Consider the following 19,748-nt stretch of genomic DNA (forward strand, 5'->3'; position numbering starts at 1 on the left):
GTATTGGTCGCACTGGCCCAGGTGCTACAAACAATGCCTCGCTATGCAGCTTGGTAAGCCGGGGGTATTCAAAGTCGCACTCTGAATACAAGGCCACGCAAATAATTGCCTGGTCGTTTCATGTATTAGGAGAGAGCACGATGAATGACTGGAAAGCATGCGTTGGGAAAATGAGCGATCGGGAGGTGGCCAGACGCTTTGGGCTGGGCGCCAGCACCGTTCGACGATTTCGCCAATCAAATAACATTCTTGGGTTCTGCCCCGAAGACACCGAGCTGTCACCTGATTTGATTGTGCAACTGGCAAAGGAAACCAATTACCGACTGGCAAAAAGATTTGGTGTTTCCATCAAGCGAATCAAGCGTGCGAGAGCGGAGCTGAAGATCCCAGAGTCAAAGATCAGTCGTGAGCGTTTCAAACCACTGGAGGACATTTGGACCAGCGAAGCCATAGCTCTACTGGGGATGATGCCGGATACAGAAGTCGCTGACCGTTTAGGCATCAGTAATTTTCCGGTCAAAAAAATGCGTAGGGAGCTTGGAATACAAGCGTACAAGCGACCTTTGCCCGAAATGACACCCGAAATTATCTCGGAATTCGGGGGCCTTTCCGACGCAGAGATCGCCCGCCGGCTCAGCGTGTCGGTGAGCTATATCCGCAGGGCGCGGATAAATATGGAGAAGGGCAGCCAGCAATAGACGCAGGTCCGACTCTGATAGAGGGATAGGCAGCCAAATGGAGTGTCTGGCTGCTTCTTACCGGCTCATGTTGTCTCCAGCGCTGCGCGCATCCATTTCGGCATTCTGCAGGCCACTATTTTGCTAAGGTCTTCGGGGCTGAGAGCTTTTTTGATTACAGCAACACACTCCGGCGTAGTACCACCTTTGCCGAGATAAAACAGAGCACTGATGGTCATCCCCACTTTGGTTCCTGCGCACTGCATCACCATCGGAGCAGCATGCACGAGCCTGATCTCGGCCTTCCCCATAAATAGCGATCGGCTGGGGCCGCTCGTGTAATAGATCGGAATGACTGGCATCTGTGTACTCAGCCCGAATCGCCTCACGGCATCAGCGCCGTGGATCTGTAGCTTCCAACGGTTCTGCCTGGCAATCAGATTCACCAAGTCCCAAGGCCCAGGACGATGAACCCGACCGGTGTACTGGCTGTATTTCGGCCGCATGTAGATGCCACGATACACACGCTCAAGCTCGCCACGGCGAACAAGTTGGGCGACTGCCTTGGAGATGGCCGAGCTCGAACCAAGCTCTGCAAGACACCTGATGCTGAAAGGCCTCCCCTTGCGCAGATGCTTCAGCCGCTGCGCGACGAGGTGAGACACCGGCAGTTCAAAATCTGGGAGGGACATCGCTATCGAGTCGACTCCAGCGACGAGCAAAGCAGCGGCTGGTGGAAGGCGATCACCCGCCGCCGGTATTCATCTTCAAGCGCTTCGTTTACCAGACATTCCTCAAGGCGCCCCAGCGAGAAAATCTGGTCGGCAGATGGATAGTGCCTGAGCAGGCTTTTCGCATAGCTGCGGATATCCTGCGGTAGCCCCGAATGATGGGAGAGCTCACGCAGAAACTCCTCTGTTTTGACGATGGCGCGTGTTCTTTCATAAGGAAGGGTCAATCTCGTTATCTCCTGGTCATGAACTCAAAGTCCCGGATAGCTGGCTCACCATCGTCCACCATACAGCGCGTAGTTCAGCGCTGCGGCCATTGGGAGATCCCATACGGCCCAATCCTGATCAGCACCTGCGATCATGATCGCGCTCCGTCTCGGCCTCCTGTTGTTCCATCCACTTGGCCAGGCCCCACATCGTGGTTCCCAGCGCCAGCAGGAGCCAAAGAAACCATTGCGGAATTTGATATTGGGCGCTTAGCAAGAGGCCAGCACCACCGCAAAGCATCACCACGAAAAACCATCTCATCAGCGTGCGCTCCCGATTACTTAAGAGACACGGTAACTCGATGTTCCGCTGCGCGAACGCAGATGCCGCAAATTTCGTCAGCTCCCAGATTGGGAAATGAGGATGAAAAATTTATGGATTTCCGACGCAGCCGTCCTACTGCCGTAAAATCTGGCCTGGCCACTTGGGAATAGCGTGAGCATGGCTGAATGACGCGTCCTTGCTCCGCTGCTCGTAGTGGAGGGGACAGCGATGAGCCCCCACAATGTTCATCGCCACTACGGGTCACCAACGTACAGGGGAGCCCCAGGAGGGACTATGGATTGCCAGCCATCTGTCTAGCGTAATGGCGATCGCTGAGGTCTTTCTTGGGGTCAGCTTTGACCCAGCGCTCAGATCTATTGCAGTTCGTGCAGGTCAGTATCTGCTTATCTGGGCTGAGGCTGTATAGGAGGCTCTCGGAGCCGACTTTCACCTTCAATCCAACATCTGAGACCTCAAACCCTGGTACTTCTTGCCCGATACGGTCCATGGATTCAAATCGAAACGACCAGCGTTTAATATGGCTTTTGCGCCAGATAGTCATGATGATCAGGGGATCTTGTTTCGATGTCCTTTGATAAACCCAATCCCCTTCATATGGACCTAGTTTGGTTGCTTCTTCGTCTCGTTTGGCCTGCTCATAAATTTGCTCCTTTATCTTGAGCATTTCGGCATTCAGTGCCTCTTCATCCTTAAGGGCTTGGTCTTTCAGCATCTGCTCTACGTCATAGGGCCCTTGAGGGTCATACTTCCAAACCGCTGCGTCATTGATGCCAAGCACCTTGCAGTTGAGACAATCGACACTCTGCTCATCTACATTTCGCGTGAGGGCCAAGCGCTCGGAACTATTAACATCATCAAGGAGAAGTTTTTTATCTTTTACTGAAACATTCATCTTAACCAGCGGCTTGATGCGACCGTCGCTCACATCCTCCCCAAATATCTCGGCCTCATCACCGTGAACGTTGAGAACCATTACCCTCTCGCTACCGGGTATCTTATAACGATACGCACCTGTGAAATCCTCACTGCCGCAACCAGCAAGAATAGAGCTAGCAAGAGCTAATGAAACAAACCTAGAAAAGTTCCGCATAAAATCCTTTACGGTAAATCACATAATCAATGACGTACGACTAGACTGACGACTGTGGAAAAGCTAATCAGCCGCATTGCCCTGCTATTAATCGAATCTTAATGCTGTAGTCCATATGGCGTTCAGTTTCATGTAGATCCTTTGGCTTAAAGTCTCGTCGAGAAAAATTAACAATCTCCGAATCAGTGAACCCATACTCCTGCATTCTTCCCAACGTGCACGAACAGAGCGCAGGTGAGGACCCACGAGCCTTGGAAGCAGCCTCGCATCTTTTAACAAGTTGCTGAACTCCAGTTTCGCCAGCGAAGGCTACTGATTGCAAAAAAAATGCAAATGACACATAAGCAGCTATGCCAATAATCCTCATATACTTTTAACATCCTTCTATTTAACTGCTTATTTATCGGAAATTAATCGTTTGCACTGAGTTACAGCCATTACGAAGACGGCATGTAGGAAGGCAGCCCTGCAATTCGCTGGGGTGACGTCATGCCATGAGGTCACGTTTTACCAAATTCACAATATACTGTGAAGACCAGAGATGACGCCGCCCAGATAGTCCTCCCTTTTGGGGAGTCATCTGTGGAAGTCGGATTGGCGTTCGGAAAGGTCCTGCGCAGACGGCGTGTCGAAGCAGGATTCACCCAGGAGCAATTGGCCCATGAGGCGGAATTGCAGCGTAACTACGTCAGCCTGATGGAACGGGGCATCAACCAGCCAACGATCACCACCCTGATCAAGCTAGCTAACCCCCTGGGCTGCACCGCAGCTGAGATCGTCGACGAGGTGGAAAGACTCGTTGCAGACTAACGCTGAAAACCGGCCGCCTAAAGCGATCAACGTTGGAAATGTCAGAGAAGGCATATCTGAAGGCTGTGGTTTAAGGGTAGGCGGTCTCAGGATTACAGGGCTATTGAGCCCACCGCCAGCCGCTCTATACAGGGATCTTTCGAGCCCACTGCTCGATAGCGCGCTCAACTTGTTCCTTTGGCAGGTACTCCTGCTCAAGACGTCCTCGTTCTTGCACCAGCAGATACCGATAGAAGTCCGCTTCGTCAGCCAGCAAACCAGGTGGGGCCGACTCCTGAGCTTTGGTCGGCTCGACGACTGCGCTCACCGGTGAGTGCTGTTCAAACAGCTCTTGCTCCATCAATAGTGCTTCGACTGCTGGTTGATGGAGTCTCGCTCGCGCCAGCATCAGCAAGCCCCAGGTATCCATATCGCCCCAGTATGCGATCTGTTTCCCGGCCAGGTGCGCGGACGCTAGCCACTGCAAATCGAGTCCTGAGCCCAGCACAGCCAGGGTGTCCGGTAAGTTCTCAGGCAGCAAGTGAATGCATTGCTCATTTTCCACCACGAGCAATCGCGAACCGGGAAGTGGGGTTTCGGCCAGTTCCGCAGTGGTGAGTCTGAGCCGCTTGAAGGGCAACAGCTCAGGCTGAAGGGGAACGACCAGAACCCAGTGGCTGCTTTCTTCAAAGGCATCCAGAAAAGTCGTCAGGCCCTGCTCGGACGCCGCGCCTTCGAAGCGCTCGTCGAGGAGCCTGGTCAGCAAGCTGGCGTTGCGCTCGAAAAACTTGGTGTCTACGCCGTGCTCTGCAAGCAGGCGCAGTGGGCGGCCTCGAGCACAGCCTGGAGACAACCGGGTGGCGAGTTGCGCCGTGGCGACGACTTCTTCAGGGGGCTTCGTCAACCATAAGCCCCGTTGTGCCACCAGCAGCGCATGAAAGGCACTATCTACCTGCTCGACCAGATACTCGAGTTGAGCGTATTCCTGGCTGACCGTTGGATCATTGGTCGCGGCAATCCATTCGGAGGGGCCGCGCAAGTACCAGCGCATCGGCAAGGAAATGGGGGCCAGCCCTGCTCGGTAGCTGACGGGTTCCCAGTCGACTGTACCCACGTTCACGCTCCGCCAGTTCTCCACATGCCGGAGCACCGCCTGGATGTTGTCAGTGAACAGGCGTGCCGAAGGTTTGCCGATGTTGAGGGTTTGCGGCCAGCTACCGGGATTGAGCAAGCGTTCCAAGCGCACGCTGGAGCGCTGCCATTGCCTGGCCAGGTTGCGGCCGATTTCAGTGGGCGACTTCATGCATGGCCCTGATGCGCTGTTGATGATGCTCATCCAACGCTTCCCAGCTCAGGGAGACCAGACTGGATTCCAAACCGCGCCGATGAACGACGACTGCCGAACGCGTATGGTGGCGCAACAGTCGCATTTCCTTGTTGGGCGTAATAAAGACAGCGTGCAAGCCGAACTCCCTCAGCGCCGCGATGATCCGACCGGCAACTGCATGGGAACTGCGCGAGAACGCCTCGTCGAGCACGATGGTACCGAACAACGGCCGGCTGCTGCCGTCAGGACAGAGCGCATAGCTCAGGGAGGCGGTCAGCACATAGGAAGCGATGATCTCCTTCTCGCCACCACTGCCACCCTGAGAACCTGTTCGGGTTTCGATGACACTCTTGCTTTCGCGATCGATCACCGAGACCGCGAACTCCAGGCGGAAGCGCGGATCCAGAAGCGCCTTGGCGCCCTGGTTTCTACTGTGCTCGCAGGCATCTTTGAGCAGGTCAACGAGCGCCTGCAATGCCTTGTAATGGCTCTCGCCTTCATCATCGATGAAGCGCGCCGAGTTCAGTTGGCGCTGAGCCTGTTGCAAGGTGCGCAGGCTTTCATGGATGACCTTTTTCGCCACCAGGCGCAGATAGCGCCCGGGCTGAAAGTCGACACGCTGCATCGTACTGTTCAGGTCATCCAGGCGCTCCTCAATCATCGAAACTTCATGGTCGATATAGCTGAGCAGCTGGGTGACGCCGTCATCCGAGGAACGATTGAGGTATTCCAGGAAGCGCTTGAGTTTCTCGGGCAAAGCTTCCTCGGTCAGCACGCGAAGACGTTCCAGATACCTGGGTACGTCCACCAGTTCTCGCCCGACCTCCGCAAGCGCCCCGGTGTCCACCTTCAGGGCGTCGGACATACGTTTGGCTAGCTCTGTTTTCTGATCGCCGAGTTTATCGCCGAGCGCTTTGAGCTGCCCTTGCAGCTCACGCGTATGCTGGCGCTCCAGCTCGACAATATCGCCGAGGTCATCTGCCGTCAGGGTCGGGAAATGCGTTTGCGCCAGTTCACGCTGCGTATCGTTCAGCCCCTTTTCGGCACCACGATAGGCCTTACGGGTAGCGGATGCGGCTTGCTCGAACTGAGTTCTCAACTGCACGCACTGCTCGATCAGTCGTTGCAGCTGTTGATCCAGAGAGTCCAGCAGGGCCTCGGCTTGATCCAGTTCGGCCTTGATCATGGCAAGGTCGGAGTCGGGGCGCGTCAGGGTGTCTAGCTGTGTACGCAGCGACTGCAGCTGACGCTCGGCGCCCGGCAGATCAATATCCTCGAAATGCAGCTCTTCGACGCGTTGCAGCAGCGAAGCTTGATTCTCCAACTGACGTACATCGCCCTGAGCAGAATCCAGGGCCAGCTTGGCAGGCGCGAGCTGTTCATTGACCTCGCCAATCTGCTCAGCCAGAAAGGCCAGACGGTCGCGGTTACTGAAGCCGGTCAGCCAGTCTTCGTCCAGGCGCTTCTGATCCTGCTTGTCGAAGAAGCGCTCTTTGCCCGACATCAACCCCTGGACCGTCATGGCGTGCGGGGTATGACGCAATTGCTCCGTGCTTTCTACGCAATGTCGGTCGTTGTCCGCCAGTAATGCCTTTACGGCTTCTCGGTATGGATGCTCCTTGAAGGTCAGTTTGCGGGTAAAACCATCATCTAAGAACACAGGGCGCGACGATGGCTCTTTGACCTCCAACAGGCGCACATGCAGGTGGTTGTGACGTTGGTTCACCCAACGCAGTGCAGCCTCGGACGCGCCCTGCGGCACCAGGATACGCAGCCGGTGGCTGCCGATTGCCCGCTCGATGGCGCCCCGCCAGGCCAACTCCTCGGGCTTGACCTGCACTAGTTCGGCGACGAAAGGCAGGGCCGATTCATCGACGCCAAGTGCCTGCGCCAGATCCCCTCTAAAAGTATGAAAATTCCCGGGCAGGTTCGAGCCTGGCCGTCGCTCAACCTCGGCACGTTCCTGCTGCAAGCTCTGCAGACGGCCATTGAGTTCTTTCTGGACGATGCCGGCATCGAACGCCTTTTGCCGTGCCTCGGTAATTTGCTCGGCCAGTATTTCCAGGCGTGCCGCGATCTGCTGCTGATTTTCCTCGAGCGCAGCGGCCGATAACTCATCCACGAGTCCAAGCCCTTTGGCCAAGCGTTGATACTGCTCGGCTTTCAAGCGCCGTTTATCACACTCACGAAGCCAATCCGCGATGCGCGCGCGTAACAGATCGATCTCCGCGCCACCTACGCGCAGATAGCGCTGACGATGTTGATCGACCACGCCCTTCTGGATCTCAAGCTGACTCCTGCATTGCTCCTGATTCAGTTCGGCCTGTTTGTGTTCCTTCTCCAGCCTATTGGTTTCAGCCAGCCACAGGCGATATCCCTGTTCGGCGAACCAGACCGGAAGAATGCCTTCGAGCGCCTGTTTATCCTGCAACTGTTCTTGCAAGGCCTTGTAATGCTCCCAGCCATCGGCAACCGGTTGCAATGAGCGCTGCTGCTTTCTGGCGGTTTCCAGCTCCCGGTGAATGTCGGTCAGATCATCGAAGCTGCTGGCGACCTCGGCAGCCCGCGCGAAAGCGGAGCGGTCATCCAGTACCAAATCTCGAAAGATCTCATCAATGCTATTGAGCTGCTTCAGGCCGGCAGCGCGGTTGAGCAAGGTGAAGGCGTTTTCACCGACTTCGAAGTAATCCCTGAGCCTGGCCAGGAAGGCTTTTTTGCTGGGATACGGCCAGATCCCCGTACTATCCCTCTCCATCTGACGCAGCGCCCGCATGCCGCCTGCGTGATGCTGGCTAAGCCAATGCTCCAGCGTCTGCTCGGGGGACTCGCTCAACAGCCACAGTTTTTTCAGATCGGACGCCGAGGAGCTGGTGCCCTCGAACCAGAGCACAGCGCCCAGTCGTACCTGCGCCCCGTCACGCTCGAGCGTGGCGGCAATGGCGGTGACCGTCTTACCCTGGCGCGCGATATGCGATTGCTCCACACCTCCGTCTCCGGGGCCAGTGACGCCGCGCACATAGGACACCAGATCGCGGTCGCTTTCATGCCCGCCCGTAGAGGCCAGGTTGTAGCGCGGGTTGGCGCACAGCAAGGTCATCAGAGCGTCCACCAGCGTCGTTTTACCGCTCCCCGTCGGGCCGATCACGGCGGTGCCGGAAGGATCGATCTCGGCACGGTGATAGCCCTGAAAGCCGCCCCAGTTATAGAGTTCGATGCTGCTGAGGATGAAGGTCTCGCTGTCACGCCAGAGTAGTGCTTGCTTCACGCCTCGTCCTCCTCAGCACCGGCTGCCGGCGTAGCCGCGCCCTCTACCTGCTCGCGCAGCCATGCCACCAGAGCCTGCAGGTTCTCCGGGTTGGCTAAGTGGGTAATGATGGGGCGGATGATGACGCGATCATGGGCGTCCAGAGCCGACACCAAACCATGACCCTTGAGCTGATCCAGCAGCGTGATAATACGATTGCGCTCCTTCGCCTCACTGCCCAGTTCGCCCAGGTAAACCTGCAGTTGGGGAATCAGCTCATCAACCGCTACCAGTGCCTGACTGGCGCCCGTACCGCTTTCCTGTTCGTATGCGATGAAATGCTGCCGCAGAATGGCTATCAGCAGAGACTGCTCCAGATTCAGCCTTTGCCGACGCACGAGGGGGTGCGACCAGTCATCCTCCTCGGCCACCTCGCCCTGGCGAACGATAACAAACACCAGCCCCCGAACCTCGTCGACTCCCATGGCCAGGTCGAGCGGCTCCAAGATTCTGTCGACCGCCTCGATATTGGAAAGTGCTGAGCGATACAGGTTGGGCTTGTGGCTTTCTTCCAGCAGCCCGTACTTGAGCATTTCCTGTACGGCCTCACGTACCCGTTGCGGCGTCCGGCGTTCATCGACCTGTACAGCGGCGCTCATGACAGGCTGTTCATCATCCATGCTGTCATCCAACGCCATGGGCTCCACCGTCAGATCCGTTTCGTCGGCGCTAGAGGCGCCTGCAATTCGATCGAAGATCCCTGCCATGCTCACAATTCCCAATCGATGCCCTTGAGTGCCTCGTGGTCGAGTCCGACATAAGGCAGATTGAAGCGCCAGCGTTGCTCATCCTCGTCAACTAGCTCCACAAGCTGACGCTCCTCTTTCAGCACCTCGATGCCTGCCTCACGCGCCATCGCCAACCAGAGCGCAAAGGTTTCCAGGTCGTGATCAGGTGGAAGCAAAGACGCAAGCTCCCCGAGACTCACAGGGCGCCCCTGCTCCACCAGCACAGCCAGAGTGTCATGAATCAGCGCTTCACGATCCAGCCCGTCGAAGGCATCCCAGAAGTCGTCATCAATCTGTTCCAACCCCGCAGGCTTCAAACTCAGATCCAGCTCGCCCGTGTCATCGTCACCCAGGGTCTTGAAGCGAAGACGCTCTATTGCCGGGACACCGGTGATGGCTACGCCAACCGGCGGTAAACGAACAGGCTTACGGCGCTCTGACTGACGTTGCCAGTCGACGCTGAGCGCTAGATTGAAGAAGTCGTTAAGTAACTGTCCGACGCGATGATGCTCGGCGGCCAACCCCGTCTTCATGAAGCCGCGAACATCACGCTCGCTTCGGGCGCGCGCTTGGAGCACAGCCTGCGACTCCCGAACCAGGCGTAACGCCAACCAACGCAGCTCACGTTGCTGGGGACGATTCAGAGCCTTTGGAACCGCTGGATGACGAAGGATGGTGCGCAAGCGCTCACGCATGGCCTCCAGCTCAGCGGACTGCCTCAGTTGCTGCTGGAAGCTTTCAAAGACACGCCCTTCCGGTGTGTTGAGTAGAGCATCTTGCCCATCCAATAACCGATCGACGATCTCTCCACGGTGAGACTGCTCGCTAATGATGGAGTGTCGAAGGGCGCGATCCGCCTCGCGCCAAGAATCTTCAACTCGTCGAAAGTCCGCGCGCAGGCTGGTGGCGAGGTTATATACCTCGCGTATGCCCTCTATCGCCTGCGCCTCATCCAGCACGATGACGTGGCCAGCTTCTACTTGCGCTAGCTCGTGCTCCAAATCCTGGATTCGGCGGCGCAGGCTGGCAATACGGCCAGTTGGGCTGGGGTTCAGACCCGTTTCCAGGTTTTCGATCTCGCGCTGGACCACCGACAGGCGAGATGCCGTGGAGGTCATGATCCGACTATCCAGCGAGTCAACGAACTGGATGGCGGACTCCAACGCGTCGGTTGCGTAGATACGGCCCTCTCGCTCTACGACAAGGCGCCGCTTGATCCATTCACGAAGTTCACGGCCTGCTTGGAGATGCGTTGCATCCGGGTCGATCTCGTAAAGCTCCTGGCTGGCATAAGCAGCCAGCATTTCGGACAGCGCTTGCAGCGCATCCTCCATGGGGATCCCATCGTGCGCCCGTTCGAACAGCGTGCGCAGGCAACCCAATACGAGCGGAGCACGACGCGAGGCGAGCAAAAGCCACGCGGGGTGCTGGCTGCGGGCAGATACATAGCGTTCTGAACGCTGTTGCGCGCTTTCTTCCATGACGGCCACATTGACAAGAGTTGTCTGAGAGCGAGCTTACCAAGCTAACCCGCTGCCTCATGATACGTATTTGTCCTGGCGGGTGGGCTTCGTTTGATGGTCCGCAGGAGCTGCGTCGTTCGAAATAAAGTGAGTGAAAGGCCAGGCCAGTCGAGGTTTAACGATTTATTCCGGGGGCGCACGCTGGATATTGGCGATTTGGCGGAGGGATCTGTCGTCACGAGGGTGTACTTGGCTAGTTCGGCGAAGAGATCCCTGTGAGCGTATGTGGCAGCTCAGTGGTTTTTGCGGGACTGCCACTGGCATCCTGCGGCAAGCCAGCGCAGCCACGGTGGCTATAGAGCGAAGTCTCGATGACCTATCATTGAGCTGCTGGTGGATTAGCTGGGTGCGGCATGGGGATAGTGAATTTCCCCGGTGGTATTGCGGGATTTTCAGCTCAACAACGGCGGTGGTAGTTGGCAGGCCTGGGGCGAGTTCAAATGCCAGAAGCTGCGGCTAGAGATGAGGGGCGGCGTCGTTACAGCGCTCTGAGCCCAGGAGCTTTTTGCTATTCTGTCGACCTGTGCCGCGGGACTTCGCTGGCAACGACTCGCCGTTGCTTCCCCCTGCGGCCCCCCATCCAACCGTTTCCTGGGGTCACGATGCGGAATCATGTAGTGATTGAGGACTGGGAAGGCGACGGTGCTATTCGCCTACCCGACGACGTTCTGCAGGAGATGGGCGTCGACGTCGGAGATACGCTCTACCTCCTTGAGGAGTATGTGGGCACGACCCGCTGCCTAGTGCTCAGTAAGTCACCGCGCATTCCTGATCGCGTGGATGAACTGGTTGGCCACTGGGAGTCGTTTGGAAAGATCTCCGCCGAGATAAACGCCAAGGACTAGTGAGCTAGCTGCCGCACTAACCTCGACGCATCTTGCACGGCCTTGGCTCCTGCAAAGGTAGAGTCTTCCACCAGAAAAGTATCGCTAACGTTGGGGCCTGCGCACTCCTGGGTTGCCTATATGTAAAGCAACAGCAGAGGGCAACAAAACGGGTTTGTGTGGACGCGGGGAAGCCCAAAGCGGCAGGCCTTACTGATAGTGTTAATACCTATGACCATGCTGGGCTAAGTCGCTGCCCGTAGGCCGCCAGGCGCTTGTCAAAATTCAGGTTCGGTGAGAGGCAGCAGGACGAGCTAGGGGCTGGCTAGGTGTCAAAATCGCTGGGGCCCATTTCGTTTTTTGTGCCCTAGATAACCACCCTTATATACCGCTAAGAGCTATAAACTGCAGGTAGCGACATAAGGCCAAAGCCTTGCAGGACGGTACTTAGAGGCATTTTTGAACCTTTGCTGCTAACCTAAATATCTGTACCGCATTGCCCTCCGAAGGAGGGGTCGTGGGTTCGAATCCCGCCGGATGCGCCAGATCGATGTCCCGACCGTCCCATGACGGTCGCGGCTCCCGGAAAGCCCGCCTCGCGCGGGCTTTTTCGTTTCCGCCGTTCGGTGCGCCCATCGCGGCGGCTCACGCCCGGCCCGGTTCGGCGCGGGTCTGCTCGCGCAGCAGCTCCAGGTAGCGCCTGGCCGCCAGCCCGAGCGGGCGGTTCTTCAGCCAGACGACATCGACCCACAGCCGCATCTGGTTGGCCATGTCGGCGAACGCGACGCGCTCCAGCGCACCGGATGCGATCAGCGGCTGCACCAGTGGCTGGGGCAGGTAGGCCCAGCCGATCCCCGCCTGCACCAGGCCCAGCGTGGCCAGGTAGCTGTCGGTCAGCCAGACCCTGTGGGACAGCACGATCTGCGGGTCCGACGCCTTGGGGTCGCCAAGCGCGACGACGATCTGGCGGCGTTCGGCCAGGCCGGATTCGCTCAGCGCCGCCTGGCTGTAGCCGGGCGCCGCGACGGCGGCCAGCAACTGGCTCCCCGCCTCGATGAAGGCCTCGCGCTCGTCGATCCCCGGGCGTTCGAACACCAGCGCCAGTTGCACACTGCCGTCATGCAGCATGCGCGTGGCATCGGCCTGTGCGGCGGAGCGGACTTCGATCTCCAGCGTCGGGAATTCGCGCGCCAGCGTCGACAGCGGCTGGCTCCAGGCACCGCTTTGCAGCTCCGGCGCCATGGCCAGCACCAGGCGCGGCTCGAGCCCGGCATGCAGCTGCAGGGCGTGCGCGTCCAGCAGGTTGAGCTGGCCCGCCACCTGCCGGGCCTGGGGCTCCAGCGCCCTGGCCGCAGCGGTCGGCAGCGCCCGGCGGGAGGAGCGGTCGAACAGCTCCAGGTCCAGCTCCGCCTCCAGTTGGGAAATCGCCATGTTGACCGCCGACGGCACGCGCCCCAGGGCCCTGGCGGCCGCCGAGAACGAGCCGGCATCCAGCACGGCGAGGAAGACTTTCAGGGATTCGCTGCTAAAGGCCATGGAGTTGTCAGTTCTGCTGATAACGGTTGTCTTTTTCTATCAGCTAAACACCTTTAGCTTCCAGCTCAACACAGCCATGCGGGAGAGCAACCATGTCCGAACCAGCATTGATGGGCCAGGTGGCCCTGGTCAGCGGGGCCGGCAGCGAATCGGGGATCGGCATGGCCATCGCACGCCGCCTGGGGCGTGCCGGCGCGAAGCTGATCGTCACCGCGAGCAGCGCGCGCATCGCCGACCGGGTGGCCGAGCTGCGTGCGGAGGGGTTCGACGCGCAGGGGCAGGCTGCGGACCTCACCGACGAAGCCGCCGTGCACGAGCTCCTGGCCTGGGCGCAAGGGTTGTGGGGGCGCATCGACATCCTGGTGAACAACGCCGGCATGGCGATGCAGGGCAGCCCGGAACCCTTCGCCGAGGTGGCGGGCATGAGCCTGGAGATGTGGAACCTGTCGCTCGCGCGCAACCTCACCACCGCCTTCCTGCTGACCCGGGGCGTGCTGCCGGGCATGCGCGCCCGTCGCTACGGCCGCATCGTCAACATCAGTTCCACCACCGGGACCCGGGGCAGCAACCCAGGCGAGGCCGCCTACAGCGCGGCCAAGGCCGGGATGCTGGGGATGAACATGGGGCTGGCGCTGGAAGTCGCGCGGGAGGGCATCACCGTCAACTCGGTTGCCCCGGGATGGATCGCCACCGCCTCGAGCACGCCCGAAGAGCAGCATGCGGCGCAGTTCGTCCCCATCGGCCGGGCCGGCCGCCCCGAGGAGATCGCCGCGGCCGTGGCCTTCCTCGCCTCGCCCGAGGCCAGCTACATCACCGGCGAAGTGCTGGTGGTCGACGGCGGCAACTGCCTCGTGGAAAACAAGGCGCCCTGAGCGCAGCCCTTAGCCATGCGAGAGAACAGCCCATGAATCCCGTAGTCCTGATCACCGGTGCCGCCGGCGGCGTCGGCCGCGCGCTGGTGGAACGCTTCATCCAGGGCGGCTGGCGTGTGTTCGCCACCGACCAGAACGCCCCCTCGCTCCAGGCTCTGGCCAGCGAACGGCCCCTGGCCGGCCACCTGGCCGTGGACATCCGCCAGCCCGGCGCCTGCCGCGAGGTGGTCGAGGCCGCCATCACGGCGACGGGCCGGCTGGATGCACTGGTGAACGCGGCGGGCGTGTGGCGTGAGGGGCCGGTCGAGTCCTGTTCGGAGGAGGATTTCGACCTCGTCCTGGACGTCAACCTGAAAGGCACCTTCTTCATGTGCGCGGCCGCCATCCCGGCGCTGCGCCAGAGCCGGGGCTGCATCGTCAACATCTCCAGCGACGCCGGCCGCCAGGGCAACCGCAACGCGGCCGCCTACTGCGCGAGCAAGGGCGGCGTCACGCTGCTGACCAAGACGCTGGCGCTGGACCTCGCGCCCGATGGCGTGCGCTGCAATGCGGTCTCCCCGGGCGACATCGAGACGCCGATGCTGAAGTTCCAGGCGGAGCGCTATGGCAACGGCGATCCACAGGGCTACTACCGGGAACTGCTGGCCAAGTACCCGCAAGGCGCCGACGCGCGCTTCATACAACCGGCCGAAGTGGCCGAGCTGGCCTACTTCCTCTGCCAGCCGGCCGCCGCCTCGATCACCGGGGCCGACATGGCGATCGACCGCGGGGTGTCGGCGGGGAACTGACCAACCGGCGCCACGAGCGTGCCCCGGTTACACAGCGCCCGGAGCACCCCGTAACCGCGTCACAGCCGTTGTGTGCGCAACATCGAGTGGGGTGGCAGGAAGATCGTCAGCGGCTATGAATGCTCAGCTACGCGGCAATGGCAGTACGACGGCCTGACAACCCACCGCGCCCTCTCGAAGGTAGAGATGGAACATGGCAAGCATGCCCAAACCATCATTGCTGATGCAGAGCGGGCTGAAGAGGCAGTTGCAAACCAGACGCTTACAACTGCCTTCGATGGCAAGAGCTACCCGACGGGAGCCACCATCAGCCGCCCTGCCCCGCCACCATCAGCGTCAGCCGCGCATCCACCTTGCCGGTGGCCACCTTGTCGAGGCTGGCCTCGGTGAGGGTGACGCCGCGCTTGTCCAGCTCGGCCAGCCACTTCAGCATCGATTCGAACGAGGCCTGGGTCAGGGTGACCAGCAGGCCGCCGTTGCCTTCGTTGTCGAAGCGTTCCAGGGTCAGCCCCTGCTTCTGCGCGGTGCTGGTGACCAGGCCCTGGAGCTGGTCGGGGGCGAGTTCCACCTGGGCGCTGGCGGCCTGGCGGCGGGCCTGCCCGGCGTTGGCCTGGATGTAGGTGAACAGCGCCTGCTGCTGTTGCTGGTAGGCGCGGGCCCGCTCGACCCGGGCGGCCACCGGCGACCAGACCGCCAGGTAGAACAGCACCAGGGCGAGGAAGCCGCCCAGCAGCGCCAGCGCCATCCGGTCGCGCGGGGGCATGTGCTGCCAGCGTTGCCACAGCGGTGATTGCTCCAGCCCGGCGCGCAGGCGCGTGCCGATCTCCGTCAGTGCGTTCATGCCCCACCTCCCAGTACCACGCGGGCGGTCACGCCCCCTTCCTCACGGCTGGCCGACCCCAGTTGCACGCTCAGGCCGGCCTTCACCAGACGCTTGCGCAGCTTCTCCAGGTCGGCGAAATCCTTGGCGCGGACCTGCAGCGCCAGGTCGCCACGGGTCTGGCTGTAGTCGACGTTGGTGACCGTCAGGGCCGACTGGGCCTCGGCGATGGCGCTGGAGGCCTGGTCCAGCAGGCTGATGAAGCCGCCCTGCTCGCGGGTGCCCTGGCTGAGGTGCTCGGCGAACTGGGCCTTGAGGTTGACGATGCGCTTGTCCTCGGGGAACAGCTGGCGATAGAGCGCATGGCTGGATTCGACGTAGGCATCGCCGCTGCGCTCCAGCAACCAGGCCTGCACCAGGTTGAAGGCGAGCAACAGCACCACGGCGACACCGGCCAGGGCCGCGAACGGGCGCCACACCGTCCAGGCGCGGTTATCGCTGCGCGGCGCGAACTCGCCCTGGGCCAGGTCGATGGCACCCGCGCGGCCGGCCGCGAGCAGGCGGTAGGGCTCGTCTTCCCGCCGCGGCTGGGTATCCGCCGCGCACAGGGCGCCGAGGGCCGGCCAGTGCGCGAAGGGGAAGGCCAGGCGCGTCTCGCAGGCACCGCCCAGCAGGGCACGCTCGCCGATCACCAGCAGCTGTTCGCCATCACGGGGCAGCAGGTCCGCGTCCAGGTGGATGGCGGCGACCTTCACGCCGAAGTCCTCCAGTTCCTCCAGCCAGGCGGCCAGCTGGGCACGGCGCAGCACCAGCACCGGGTAGCGGCCGTCGGCCAGTTGCGCGCCCAGGGCCAGGTGGAACAGCTCCACATCCTCGGCGAGCATCTCTTCCACCGCGTAGGGCAGCGCCTGGTGCATCAGCCGCGCCTTCTGGGTCGGCAGGCCCACCACGAAGGCGCTGGCCGCCTCCATGGGCAGCACCAGCGCCACCGGCCGCCCCTGCAGCAGCGCCGCGCATTCGGCCAGCGGCAGGCTGCGGCCTTCTCCGCTCGCCTCCTGCCAGTGCACCTGGCACGCGGGGCCGAGGACCGCCCCGCCAGAGGGCGGGATGAACAGGCAATCCATGATCATTCTTCCTGTGGTTCGAGGGGCGCCTGGGCCAGGTAGCCCGGCTGCCCGAGATCACGCTTGAGCACGCGGACCACGCCCTTCGGGTCACGCTGCAGGGTGCTGAGCAACACCACCTTGCGCTCGCCCAGGCGCACCTCGCTGCGCACCTGGAAATAGGCGCTGCCCACGGCCAGGCCCGCCGCGCGCACGCCGGTGCCGGCCATGGCCGGCTGGTCGAGGAAGCTGCGGATGTCGGTGTAGCCTTCGCGCCCACGGCCGCTGAGCAGCGACTGGGCGGCGGCCGGGTCGAGGTTGTCGGCGAGGCAGGAGAGCACCAGGGGGCTGGCGGTGTTGACGTTGAGCGGCACCCTGGCCGGCAATGCCGAGACCCAGGGGGCGAGCAGGCGGTAGTCCTCCTCGCTCATGTCCAGCAGCAGGCGCAGCTCGGAGACGTCCTGCAGCTCGCGGCCGGCGGTGCGGTAGGGGGGCTGGGCGAGCAGGTACTGGTTGTCCTCGGCGCCGTATTCGCCGCTGGGCTCCTGGTCCTTGTCCAGCCAGTCCACCAGGCGGTCGGCGTAGGGCTTCTCGATCTTCAGGCGCAGCAGCAGGCGGTTGAAGCGCTCGACGGAGAGCTTGTCCACCTTGTCGCCCTGCACCAGGCTGTTGAGGTTGAAGCGCCCGGCGAGGTCTTCGATGTGTACGCCGATCTCGCCCTGGTCGATGGGGAACACCGGCAGTGGCCGGGCCCAGTCTTCCAGGGGATGGTCGATGGGCGCGCGCGGGTCGCTGCCGGGTTTCTTCAGGTCGCGCAGCAGCACCGACTGGCCCAGGGCCTCGCCGCCCAGGGCGTAGTGCCAGGCCTGCTGGATGGCGACGCGGTTGGCGGCGCCACGGATCGACAGCTGCTGGCGGAGGATGAGCCCCGCGCAGATGACGGTGACGATGGAGACCACCAGCAGCACGGTGACCAGGGCGACGCCCCGCTGGCGGGTCATGCGCCCTTCTCCTTGCCGGCGTCCGGCTTGGGTTCGGGGGTCGGTTTCCTGTCGTCGTCGGGGGGGGTACCGCCGTCGCTGGGCTGCTCTTCGACGCCCATTTCCGGCAACCGGTAGAGCCGGGTCAGCCCGCCGTAGTGGCGGTGCTCGAGCTTGAGTTCGACCGCCACGGGCAGGCGCCCGCGTGCCTTGGCCGGGTCGGAATCGCCCAGGCTCGGCGGCCACTGTTCCTGCCACTGGCCCTTGTCGTCGAGGTAGCGCAGCTCCACGGAGCTGACGCCTTCGAGCACCTTCTGCACCCTCGGCGGGCTGTCCACGGCCTGGTCGAGCACGGACCAGTAGACGCGCTCCAGGGTCGAGCCGGCCAGGCGCCAGCGCACCCGCTGCAACTGCGAGCGGCTGCTGCCCAGGGGGTTGCGCCAGCCGGCACGGCTGAATTCCAGGGCGGCGGTGCCGTCGGTGGCGCCCAGCTCGCCGACCAGGGCGCCGCGCTCGTCGCCGTAGGCGTCGCGCACCACACGGGGCAGCGCCTGGCCCAGGTCACGGTCGATGGAGGCGAAGGCACGGCCCAGTTCGCGCAGGGATTTCTCGTGCTCGCGGGTCACCTCGTCGGCCTTCATCACCGTCGCCAGCATGCGGTAGGTGCCGAGGCCGAGCAGGGCGAAGATGGCGATGGCGATCATCACTTCCAGCAGGGTGAAACCGCGCTGCCGGCTCATCCGCGCACCGCCAGGAAGCCGGTGAGGCTGAACACGGAGCGTTCCTTGATCGGCACCCCGCCGCCGCGCTCGGGCTTGGGTGCCACCCAGACGGTGACGCGGCGCAGGCCCTTGTCGCTGGTGGCCTCGATCTCGCTGTGGGTCTCCCACTGGCGGCCGCCGTATTCCAGCACCTTGTCCTCGCGCCCCTCGCCCGGGGTGGGCAGCTTGATCTGCAATTCGGTGATGCGGTTGTCGGCGATCCAGCCGGCCAGGGTCTTGTCTTCAAGCTGCCCGGCGACGATCAGGCTGCGGCTGGCGGCGGTCAGCACCGAGGCGGCGACCGTGGCGAAGATGGCCAGGGCGATCAGCACTTCCAGCAGGGTGAAGCCATGGGCGCGGCGCATGCTCATCGCTCCTTGGCCTGCTCGGCGCTGGGCAGCTGGTAACCGTCGCTGGCCAGGGCATAGGCGTTGCCGTCGGCGCGGCGCTCCTCCAGGCGCAGGCTGAAGGGCGTGAGTTCACCGCTGGAGAGGATCAGCACCTGGGGCACGGGCTTTTCCTTGCGTTTGTCCTGCTCGGGCACGTCCTTGGCGAGGCCGGGGCGGCTCTCTTCCCTGGCCTTGGGCTCCGGCAGCTTGAGGGCCTCCCCTTCCAGCTCCAGGCTCAGGCGCATCCAGGCGGCGGGGCGTCGCTCCGGGCGGGTGGCGTCGTCGGCCCAGGTGCCGGAGGCGTTGTCATAGGCCAGCACGCGGTAGCTTTCGGCGGTCACCAGCAAGCCGTACTCGCGGCCGTCCAGCACCGCTTCGTCGGCGAGGATGGCGATCGTCGCCGCCAGGCGCTCGGCTTCGTCACGCAGCTCGCGGCCGCTGCTGGCATTGCCGTTGGCGAGCACGGCCACGCTGACCAGGCAGCCGATGATCGCCAGGACCACCAGCAGCTCGATCAGGGTGAAGCCGCGCTCGCGCTCCATCAGTTGTCCCAGTTACCGATGTCGGCATCGGCGTCGGTGCCGCCTTCCTTGCCGTCGGCGCCGAAGGAGTACAGGTCGTAGGCACCCTTGGTACCGGGGGCCAGGTACTGGTACGGGTTGCCCCAGGGGTCGACCGGCAGGCGCTTGAGGTAGCCGTCCTTGTTCCAGTTCTTCGGCTGCGGGTTGCCGCTGGGCTTCTTCACCAATGCCTCCAGGCCCTGCTGGGTGCTGGGGTAGGCGAAGTTGTCGAGCTTGTACATGTCCAGCGAGGCACCGATGGCCTTGATGTCGCCCTTGGCGACGGTGACCTTGGCCTGGTCCGGGCGGTTCATCACCTGCGGCACCACCAAGGCGGCGAGGATGCCGAGGATGACCACCACCACCATGATTTCGATGAGGGTGAAGCCTGCTT

21 protein-coding genes are annotated in these 19,748 nt (G+C 61.8%); 5 read left to right on the top strand and 16 right to left on the bottom strand.

Annotated elements, in window-relative coordinates:
• The first annotated feature begins 140 nt into the window (after positions 1-140).
• Positions 141-698 carry a hypothetical protein gene (locus tag HSX14_RS30040; protein WP_023123780.1) on the top strand — a complete coding sequence of 186 codons (558 nt, stop codon included), beginning with the start codon at positions 141-143 and terminating at the stop codon, positions 696-698.
• Positions 699-763: 65 nt separating this feature from the next.
• On the opposite strand, the gene HSX14_RS30045 is transcribed toward HSX14_RS30040, so the two are convergent.
• The 4 genes from HSX14_RS30045 to HSX14_RS30060 form a co-directional block, all read right to left on the bottom strand.
• Positions 764-1,369: a DUF6088 family protein gene (locus tag HSX14_RS30045; RefSeq protein ID WP_023123779.1), complete on the bottom strand. Its 606-nt coding sequence runs from the start codon at positions 1,367-1,369 to the stop codon at positions 764-766.
• A 2-nt stretch (positions 1,370-1,371) separates the two neighbouring features.
• Positions 1,372-1,635, bottom strand: a complete 264-nt coding sequence (locus HSX14_RS30050; RefSeq protein ID WP_023123778.1) for a BPSL0761 family protein — start codon at positions 1,633-1,635, stop codon at positions 1,372-1,374.
• Positions 1,636-1,753: 118 nt separating this feature from the next.
• Entirely contained in the window at positions 1,754-1,936 is a 183-nt protein-coding gene (locus HSX14_RS30055) for a hypothetical protein (RefSeq protein WP_023123777.1), read from the bottom strand.
• Positions 1,937-2,231: 295 nt separating this feature from the next.
• The gene (locus HSX14_RS30060) at positions 2,232-2,933 is read right to left on the bottom strand and encodes a hypothetical protein (protein WP_079383150.1); all 702 of its coding nucleotides are present in this window, start codon (positions 2,931-2,933) and stop codon (positions 2,232-2,234) included.
• Between the two features lie 699 nt (positions 2,934-3,632).
• Here HSX14_RS30060 and HSX14_RS30065 point away from each other — a divergent pair.
• Positions 3,633-3,860 (top strand): helix-turn-helix domain-containing protein, encoded by a 228-nt coding sequence (locus HSX14_RS30065; RefSeq protein WP_023131004.1) that lies wholly within the window; start codon positions 3,633-3,635, stop codon positions 3,858-3,860.
• Between the two features lie 124 nt (positions 3,861-3,984).
• On the opposite strand, the gene HSX14_RS30070 is transcribed toward HSX14_RS30065, so the two are convergent.
• The 4 genes from HSX14_RS30070 to HSX14_RS30085 are packed head-to-tail and all read right to left on the bottom strand — an operon-like array spanning position 3,985 to position 10,679.
• Positions 3,985-5,175, bottom strand: a complete 1,191-nt coding sequence (locus HSX14_RS30070; RefSeq protein WP_227337125.1) for a Wadjet anti-phage system protein JetD domain-containing protein — start codon at positions 5,173-5,175, stop codon at positions 3,985-3,987.
• Positions 5,126-8,431 (bottom strand): ATP-binding protein, encoded by a 3,306-nt coding sequence (locus HSX14_RS30075; protein ID WP_073662250.1) that lies wholly within the window; start codon positions 8,429-8,431, stop codon positions 5,126-5,128. Before HSX14_RS30075 ends, HSX14_RS30070 begins: the two co-directional genes overlap by 50 nt.
• Complete coding sequence (locus HSX14_RS30080; protein ID WP_170870064.1) at positions 8,428-9,177, bottom strand: DUF4194 domain-containing protein; 750 nt, start codon at positions 9,175-9,177, stop codon at positions 8,428-8,430. Before HSX14_RS30080 ends, HSX14_RS30075 begins: the two co-directional genes overlap by 4 nt.
• A 2-nt stretch (positions 9,178-9,179) precedes the next feature.
• Complete coding sequence (locus HSX14_RS30085) at positions 9,180-10,679, bottom strand: DUF3375 domain-containing protein (protein WP_073662251.1); 1,500 nt, start codon at positions 10,677-10,679, stop codon at positions 9,180-9,182.
• Between the two features lie 644 nt (positions 10,680-11,323).
• Between HSX14_RS30085 and HSX14_RS30090 the strand changes: the two genes are divergently transcribed.
• Entirely contained in the window at positions 11,324-11,566 is a 243-nt protein-coding gene (locus HSX14_RS30090; RefSeq protein ID WP_034021786.1) for a hypothetical protein, read from the top strand.
• 624 nt (positions 11,567-12,190) lie between these two features.
• On the opposite strand, the gene HSX14_RS30095 is transcribed toward HSX14_RS30090, so the two are convergent.
• The gene (locus HSX14_RS30095; RefSeq protein WP_173179470.1) at positions 12,191-13,081 is read right to left on the bottom strand and encodes a LysR family transcriptional regulator; all 891 of its coding nucleotides are present in this window, start codon (positions 13,079-13,081) and stop codon (positions 12,191-12,193) included.
• Between the two features lie 92 nt (positions 13,082-13,173).
• On the opposite strand from HSX14_RS30095, the gene HSX14_RS30100 reads away from it, so the two are divergent.
• Positions 13,174-13,953, top strand: a complete 780-nt coding sequence (locus tag HSX14_RS30100) for an SDR family NAD(P)-dependent oxidoreductase (RefSeq protein ID WP_173179468.1) — start codon at positions 13,174-13,176, stop codon at positions 13,951-13,953.
• Between the two features lie 32 nt (positions 13,954-13,985).
• Positions 13,986-14,741 carry an SDR family NAD(P)-dependent oxidoreductase gene (locus HSX14_RS30105; protein WP_173179466.1) on the top strand — a complete coding sequence of 252 codons (756 nt, stop codon included), beginning with the start codon at positions 13,986-13,988 and terminating at the stop codon, positions 14,739-14,741.
• A 307-nt stretch (positions 14,742-15,048) separates the two neighbouring features.
• Here the strand turns inward: HSX14_RS30105 and HSX14_RS30110 are convergent, their stop codons facing one another.
• Genes HSX14_RS30110 through gspG form a run of 7 tightly spaced genes read right to left on the bottom strand, consistent with a single transcriptional unit; the run spans position 15,049 to position 19,722 of the window.
• A complete protein-coding gene (locus HSX14_RS30110) occupies positions 15,049-15,582 on the bottom strand; it encodes a type II secretion system protein M (protein ID WP_173179464.1) in 534 nt (177 codons plus the stop codon).
• Positions 15,579-16,685: a type II secretion system protein GspL gene (gene gspL / locus HSX14_RS30115; protein WP_173179462.1), complete on the bottom strand. Its 1,107-nt coding sequence runs from the start codon at positions 16,683-16,685 to the stop codon at positions 15,579-15,581. The genes HSX14_RS30110 and gspL overlap by 4 nt, the downstream gene beginning before the upstream one ends.
• A 2-nt stretch (positions 16,686-16,687) precedes the next feature.
• Positions 16,688-17,665 carry a type II secretion system minor pseudopilin GspK gene (gspK, locus tag HSX14_RS30120; RefSeq protein WP_173179460.1) on the bottom strand — a complete coding sequence of 326 codons (978 nt, stop codon included), beginning with the start codon at positions 17,663-17,665 and terminating at the stop codon, positions 16,688-16,690.
• Positions 17,662-18,384: a type II secretion system minor pseudopilin GspJ gene (gene gspJ / locus HSX14_RS30125; protein WP_111261371.1), complete on the bottom strand. Its 723-nt coding sequence runs from the start codon at positions 18,382-18,384 to the stop codon at positions 17,662-17,664. The genes gspK and gspJ overlap by 4 nt, the downstream gene beginning before the upstream one ends.
• The gene (gene gspI / locus HSX14_RS30130; RefSeq protein WP_173179458.1) at positions 18,381-18,770 is read right to left on the bottom strand and encodes a type II secretion system minor pseudopilin GspI; all 390 of its coding nucleotides are present in this window, start codon (positions 18,768-18,770) and stop codon (positions 18,381-18,383) included. Before gspI ends, gspJ begins: the two co-directional genes overlap by 4 nt.
• Positions 18,771-18,772: 2 nt before the next feature.
• Positions 18,773-19,339: a type II secretion system minor pseudopilin GspH gene (gene gspH / locus HSX14_RS30135; protein WP_274384613.1), complete on the bottom strand. Its 567-nt coding sequence runs from the start codon at positions 19,337-19,339 to the stop codon at positions 18,773-18,775.
• Positions 19,336-19,722 (bottom strand): type II secretion system major pseudopilin GspG, encoded by a 387-nt coding sequence (gene gspG / locus HSX14_RS30140; protein WP_230428067.1) that lies wholly within the window; start codon positions 19,720-19,722, stop codon positions 19,336-19,338. The genes gspH and gspG overlap by 4 nt, the downstream gene beginning before the upstream one ends.
• Positions 19,723-19,748: the final 26 nt, after the last annotated feature.

The sequence above is a fragment of the Pseudomonas tohonis genome, from assembly GCF_012767755.2.
Classification (GTDB): domain Bacteria; phylum Pseudomonadota; class Gammaproteobacteria; order Pseudomonadales; family Pseudomonadaceae; genus Metapseudomonas; species Metapseudomonas tohonis.